Origin of the sequence: Paenibacillus agaridevorans, from assembly GCF_003112455.1 — a bacterium.
Taxonomy (GTDB): Bacteria; Bacillota; Bacilli; order Paenibacillales; family Paenibacillaceae; genus Pristimantibacillus; species Pristimantibacillus agaridevorans.
In genome coordinates this window covers 26,023-32,124 of the sequence record NZ_BDQX01000041.1, presented here as the reverse complement: position 1 = coordinate 32,124, position 6,102 = coordinate 26,023, and the positions used below count along the sequence as shown (strand labels likewise).

Annotated in this window: 6 protein-coding genes; all 6 read left to right on the top strand. The window is 55.4% G+C overall.

From position 1 onward, the window contains the following. The coding region (locus PAT3040_RS38390) for a cation-translocating P-type ATPase (RefSeq protein ID WP_146200357.1) at positions 1–1,595 on the top strand (1,595 nt) is incomplete at its 5' end. Between the two features lie 134 nt (positions 1,596–1,729). Continuing rightward, positions 1,730–2,572: a diaminopimelate epimerase gene (gene dapF, locus PAT3040_RS04130; RefSeq protein ID WP_108991639.1), complete on the top strand. Its 843-nt coding sequence runs from the start codon at positions 1,730–1,732 to the stop codon at positions 2,570–2,572. After that, on the top strand, positions 2,569–4,449 hold the full coding sequence (locus PAT3040_RS04125) for a bifunctional homocysteine S-methyltransferase/methylenetetrahydrofolate reductase (RefSeq protein WP_108991638.1): 1,881 nt from the start codon (positions 2,569–2,571) through the stop codon (positions 4,447–4,449). The genes dapF and PAT3040_RS04125 overlap by 4 nt, the downstream gene beginning before the upstream one ends. A 205-nt stretch (positions 4,450–4,654) precedes the next feature. Next, complete coding sequence (gene remA, locus PAT3040_RS04120; protein WP_005548256.1) at positions 4,655–4,915, top strand: extracellular matrix/biofilm regulator RemA; 261 nt, start codon at positions 4,655–4,657, stop codon at positions 4,913–4,915. Between the two features lie 21 nt (positions 4,916–4,936). Continuing rightward, entirely contained in the window at positions 4,937–5,548 is a 612-nt protein-coding gene (gmk, locus tag PAT3040_RS04115) for a guanylate kinase (protein WP_108991637.1), read from the top strand. Between the two features lie 16 nt (positions 5,549–5,564). Further along, a complete protein-coding gene (gene rpoZ, locus PAT3040_RS04110; RefSeq protein ID WP_087567776.1) occupies positions 5,565–5,774 on the top strand; it encodes a DNA-directed RNA polymerase subunit omega in 210 nt (69 codons plus the stop codon). Positions 5,775–6,102 lie beyond the last annotated feature (328 nt).

Sequence of the window (6,102 nt, the reverse complement as noted above, 5' to 3'; positions counted from 1 at the left end):
AGGAGCCCTCAGGCAAGCGGCGCAGAGGGGCGGCCCCGGAGCCTGCCTCCGAGTGGCGCCTCAAGGGCGACCCCACGGAAGGGGCTTTGGCGGTGCTCGCCGCGAAGCTGGGATCCTCCGCGAAATCGCTGGAGACGCTGTATCAGCGCGTGAAGGAGTTCCCCTTCGACTCCGAGCGCAAGCGGATGTCCGTCATTGTCTCTCATCAAGGAGGCAGGCTCATTTGTACGAAAGGCGCTCCGGACGTGCTGATGGAGCATTGCTCCTACGTGTTGTGGGATGGCAAGGTCGTTCCGTTTACGTCGACGCTCAAGCGCAAGTGCGCCGAAGCAGGCGAAGCCATGGCGGGTTCCGCGCTTCGGGTTCTGGGCCTTGCGTACAAGGATGTCCGTCCGGCAGAAAAGGTCGAGACGGAGGACGATGCGGAGCAAGGTCTTGTCTTTATCGGTCTTGCGGGAATGATCGACCCGCCTCGCCGGGAGGTAAAGGACGCTATCGCGACTTGCCGCAGAGCGGGCATCAAAACCGTCATGATCACGGGCGACCATCAGTTGACGGCGGAGGCGATCGCGGGCCAGCTCGGCATTATGTCTCGCGGCGCCGTATCGGTGACGGGCAAGCAGCTGGAAGAGATGACCGACGAGGAATTGGAGAAGCGCGCCGATGACATCAGCGTTTATGCCCGCGTCTCGCCGGAGCATAAGCTGAGAATCGTGAAGGCGCTGCAGCGAAGGGGACATACGGTAGCCATGACGGGCGACGGCGTTAACGATGCCCCTGCCATCAAGGCAGCCGATATCGGCATCGCGATGGGCATTACGGGAACGGATGTTTCGAAGGAAGCATCGGCGCTCGTGCTCAGCGACGACAACTTCTCGACGATAGTCGCCGCCATAGAGGAAGGCCGAGGGATCTACGAGAATATTCGCAAGTTCATTCGATATCTCCTTGCCTCTAATGTAGGCGAAATCATGGTCATGTTCCTGGCCATGATGGCGGGCCTGCCATTGCCGCTGGTGCCGATCCAGATATTATGGGTCAACCTCGTCACGGACGGATTGCCCGCGATGGCGCTTGGCGTCGACCAGGCAGAGAAAGATCTCATGCAGCAGAAGCCTCGCCAGGCCAAGGAAAATATTTTCGCCCGGAGGCTGGGATGGAAAATTATTAGCCGGGGCATTCTGATCGGCCTCTGCACGCTCGGCGCCTTCTGGATTACGTTAGTCGCGGAAGGGAACGATCCGCAAGGCTTGATGACGGCTCAGACAGTCGCGTTCGCCACGCTAGTTATGGCGCAGCTCATCCATGTGTTCGACTGCAGAAGCTCAAGGTCCATCTTCCACCGCAATCCGTTCCAGAACAAATACCTGGTGCTCGCGGTTCTGTCGTCTTTGCTGCTAATGGTCGGCGTGCTGTATATCGAAGCGTTGCAGCCCATCTTCAAGACGGTGCCGATCGGCTTCCGCGAATGGTGTCTCGTCTTCGTAGCGGCAGGCATTCCGACGTTCATTATGGGCATCGGCAGCGTGCTTGGCAAGACGAAACGCAAGCCGGCGGGCAAGTGGCCGCTTGGTCCCCAGACGGTATCGCGCTAATCCTCACCGAGGATTTGTGCAAATGTTGATGTAAAAAGTGAATAGCCTTTCTCCACCTTTTGCGGTATGCTAGTAGGAATGAGTAATAGAGAAATCATCCATACTAGCAGCTGTTGCAAGGGAGAGAACGATAGATGAATTTCACGAAAATGCATGGCTTGGGCAATGACTTTATAATAGTAGACGGCGAGCGTCAGCTGCCGGACAATGCGTCCGAGCTGGCGCTTGACGTCTGCGATCGGTTCTTCGGCATCGGCGCCGACGGTCTTGTCTATATTCTTCCTTCCGAGAAGGCGGACTTCCGCATGCGTATCATCAACTCCGACGGTTCGGAAGCGGAGCAATGCGGCAACGCGATTCGCTGCGTGGCGAAGTACGTCTACGATAACGGATTGACGAACCGCGAAGAAATTACGATCGAGACGTTGGGCGCCGGCGTGCAGAAGGTTCAGCTCGCAGTAGAGGGCGGCAAAGCGGTAAGCGTGCGCGTCGATATGGGCGAGCCGATTTTGGAAGGGCTTAAAGTGCCGACGACAATCGATGCGGAGCGTGTTATCGAACATCCCATCGAAGTGGACGGCCGGACGTTCTCGTTTACGGCGGTATCTATGGGCAATCCGCATTGCGTTATCTATGTGGACGACGCCGCAAACTTCGACCTGGATACCTGGGGACCGAAGCTGGAAAAACATCCGATGTTCCCCCGCAAGATCAACGTGGAATTCGTAACGGTTAATTCCCGTTCGCAAGCCGACATGCGCGTCTGGGAACGCGGCGCGGGTCCGACGCTTGCTTGCGGCACCGGCGCTTGCGCGACTCTCGTCGCATCCGTGCTCACGGACGCGACAGACCGTACCGCTACGATATCTCTCAAAGGCGGCGATTTGTTTATCGAGTGGAACGAAGCCGACAATCATGTCTATATGACCGGACCTGCCGCGGAAGTATTCCGCGGGTCCTTGGAGGTGTCCCGATGAGCGGCGCGTTGGCAGCAAAACTTAGTCTGAGAGAGGCGCTCGCAGAGCGCATCCTGACCGGGGACGGGGCGATAGGAACCTATCTGTACCAGATGGGGTTTCCGGTTGGCGTTTCCTATGAGGAATTCAATGTATTGAAGCCGGATGTCATTGAGAACGTACACCGGCAGTATTACGAAGCTGGCGCGCGCGTTATCGAGACGAACACGTTTTCCGCGAACTCCGTCAAGCTGTCGAAGTACGGATTGGAGAGCGAGATGGAAGCGATCAACCGTGCCGGCGTCCGAATCGCGCGGGCCGCGGTTGGTCCGGATGCCTATGTCGTAGGCGCAATCGGCTCCATCCGGGACGGCAAGCTAAAGAACTTGCGGACTTCTCTCGTCGCGGATGCCTACGAGCAACAGATGAAGGCGCTGCTCGAAGAGGGAGTCGACGGATTGCTTCTGGAGACCTTCTACGACCTTGCGGAGATGAAGCTAGCCATGTCGATTGCCCGCAAGCTTACCGATATCGCGGTCATCTGCCAATTCGCGGTCGAGGACGTCGGGCGAACGCTGGATGGCGTCGCGCTGTCCGATGCATTCCGCGAGCTTAAGGAGATGGGGGCCGATGTGATCGGCTTTAACTGCCGCAGCGGCCCGAACGGGATTATGCGCGCCATCGATTCCATTGGCGAGAGACCTGAGGATGTACCCATGTCGGTCTATCCGAATGCCGGAATACCCGACTACGTCGATGGTAAATATGCGTATTCGGCCGGACCGGAATATTTTGCGGAGAGCGCGAAGCGCTTCGCAGATCGCGGTGCCCGCATTATCGGCGGATGCTGCGGAACAACGCCCGAGCATGTAGCCGCAATGGCCGCTGCACTTGCCGGATACGTGCCTGCGGCGCCTGGCGCGAATCAGGCGGAGTCAACATCAATAACCGTCACGGAAACCCTTGCGGGAGGCACTGGCGAGGGGGATAGGGATGAGACTCCCAACATCGTGGATCTTGTAAAGCAGCGCCACACGGTCATCGTAGAGCTGGATCCGCCTCGCGATCTCGATATCAGCAAGTTCATGACGGGGGCAGCGGCTCTTAAGGAGATCAAAGCGGACGCGATTACGATGGCGGACAACTCGCTCGCCGTTACGCGCATGAGCAATCTGGCGCTGGCCGCGCTGCTTAAGGAACGCGTGGACATTCGCCCGCTCGTCCATATCGCTTGCCGGGATCGCAACCTGATCGGAACGCAGTCCCACATGATGGGGCTGGATGCGCTTGGCATCGACCATGTTCTGGCCGTGACGGGAGATCCGGCGCGATTCGGCGATTTGCCGGATTCCAGCTCCGTGTACGACCTGACCTCGTTCGAGATGATCCGTATGATCAAGCAGTTGAACGACGGCATTGCTTTCTCCGGCAAGCCCCTTAAGCAGCGTGCGAAGTTCGTTGTAGGGGCGGCGTTCAACCCGAACGTCAAACATCTAGACAAGGCTGTGCAGCGCCTGGAACGCAAGATTGCTTCCGGAGCCGATTACATCATGACGCAGCCGGTTTATGATCCCGAACTGATCGTACGTATCGCGGAATCCACAAAACATCTGGATGTGCCGGTATTCATCGGCATTATGCCGCTTGCCAACGGAAGAAATGCCGAATATCTTCATAATGAAGTGCCGGGCATTCAGCTGTCCGACGAGGTGCGGAGCCGGATGGCCGGATTGGAAGGCGAGGCAGGCCGCGCGGAAGGCGTTCGGATCGCGAAGGAGCTGCTCGATGCGGCGCTCCCTCACTTTAATGGCATTTATCTCATAACGCCGTTTATGTTCTACGATATGGCCGTGCAATTGACGGAATATGTTTGGCAAAATACGAAGCAACTTAGCTAATCCTCATGTTATTTACGCCGCGCGGCTATTTTCTGCTTGTTCGCGCGGCGAAAATCAATTAAAATAGGGCGTACAGTTGGAACAGCGCAATGGAAACGTATGCTCCATCCTTTTTTTGTCAACAATAAAGCAATGATTCTGTTCATTTTAAGATTGCAGCGCAAAGTGCGCATGGGATGATCGTAAGCGCGGAGGGGGACCTGGCTTGGCTATTAAGCTCATTAATATCGGATTCGGCAACATTGTATCCGCAAATCGCATTATTTCCATTGTTAGTCCGGAGTCGGCGCCGATCAAACGGATCATTCAAGAGGCTCGCGACAGGCATATGTTGATTGACGCCACATACGGTCGTCGGACGCGCGCGGTCATTATTACGGACAGCGATCATGTTATTTTATCAGCGGTTCAGCCGGAAACGGTTGCGCATCGCTTATCCACCAAGGATGACGATAACGACGAATAGTTACGGGGAGCTATGGAACAAATGGGATTGTTAATAGTTTTGTCCGGTCCTGCCGGAGTGGGGAAGGGCACGGTATGTACCGCGCTGCGGAGCAGAATGCCGGAGATCGTGTATTCCGTGTCGGCAACAACGAGGCAGCCCAGACAGGGCGAGGTTGACGGTATCAACTATTTCTTTAAGACACGAGAGCAGTTCCAGGATATGATTGCGCGCGACGCGCTTTTGGAACATGCGGAATACGTAGGCAATTATTACGGCACGCCGCGCGATTTCGTAGACAAGACGCTTGCCTGCGGCAAGGACGTTATTCTCGAGATCGAGGTTCAGGGCGCGCTGAAAGTGAAAGACAAGTTCCCGGAAGCCATTTTTATTTTTTTGCTGCCTCCATCCTTGGACGAGCTGAAGCAGCGCATTACCGGACGGGGCACGGAAACGCAGGATATCATCAACACGCGGATGAACGTGGCCGTGGAGGAGATGAGTTTGCTGCAGCATTATGATTATGCCGTCATTAACGACGAGATTGACGCCGCCTGCGACCGTATTCGAAGCATTATCATTGCGGAGCATTGCCGCAGAGATCGATTTTTACCGTATGTGTCGGGTATGAAAACTGCAATCGAGAAAGCTTGAGTGAGGAGAATCAGCCATGTTATATCCATCCATTGACGAAATGGTCAAGAAGGTCGACAGCAAATATACGCTGGTCGTCGCCGCTTCCAGAAGAGCGCGCATGCTACGCAACGGCGAGAAGTCGGAATTGCTGAGTCCGCGTTCCCACAAATTCGTGGGCGTCGCCCTCGAAGAAATTTACGGAGACATTATTCAAGTGGAGAAAGTCGCGACGAAGGAAGACTAATTGAATATTTATCAACGGAAGGAGAGGCCTCGAGACTGGAGCTCTCCTTTTTTTGTAGCTGGAAGCGGCTGTAATATTATATTTCCATTGAAATACAAGTTCAAAAAGTTCGGTTTTCAGTACCAAGAAGATTGAATGAAGCTAGAAACTGAGTAGCGGAGCGTAGTGGAAGCTACGTGAGCAACGGAAGGTTCGGCTGAATTCAATATTCGACGTCGAGTAAGCTACTAGGATTACTTCGTAATGGGAAGCGGACTTTTTGAACTACCTATCGAAGAAGGGCGGTTGCAAACGATGGAACGTCATTGGACCAACATGCTTGTGCGCG

Coding starts and splice junctions, on each gene's coding strand:
- dapF (WP_108991639.1), top strand. CDS start 1,730: ATGAATTTCACGAAAATGCATGGCTTGGGCAATGACTTTATAATAGTA.
- PAT3040_RS04125 (WP_108991638.1), top strand. CDS start 2,569: ATGAGCGGCGCGTTGGCAGCAAAACTTAGTCTGAGAGAGGCGCTCGCA.
- gmk (WP_108991637.1), top strand. CDS start 4,937: ATGGGATTGTTAATAGTTTTGTCCGGTCCTGCCGGAGTGGGGAAGGGC.
- rpoZ (WP_087567776.1), top strand. CDS start 5,565: ATGTTATATCCATCCATTGACGAAATGGTCAAGAAGGTCGACAGCAAA.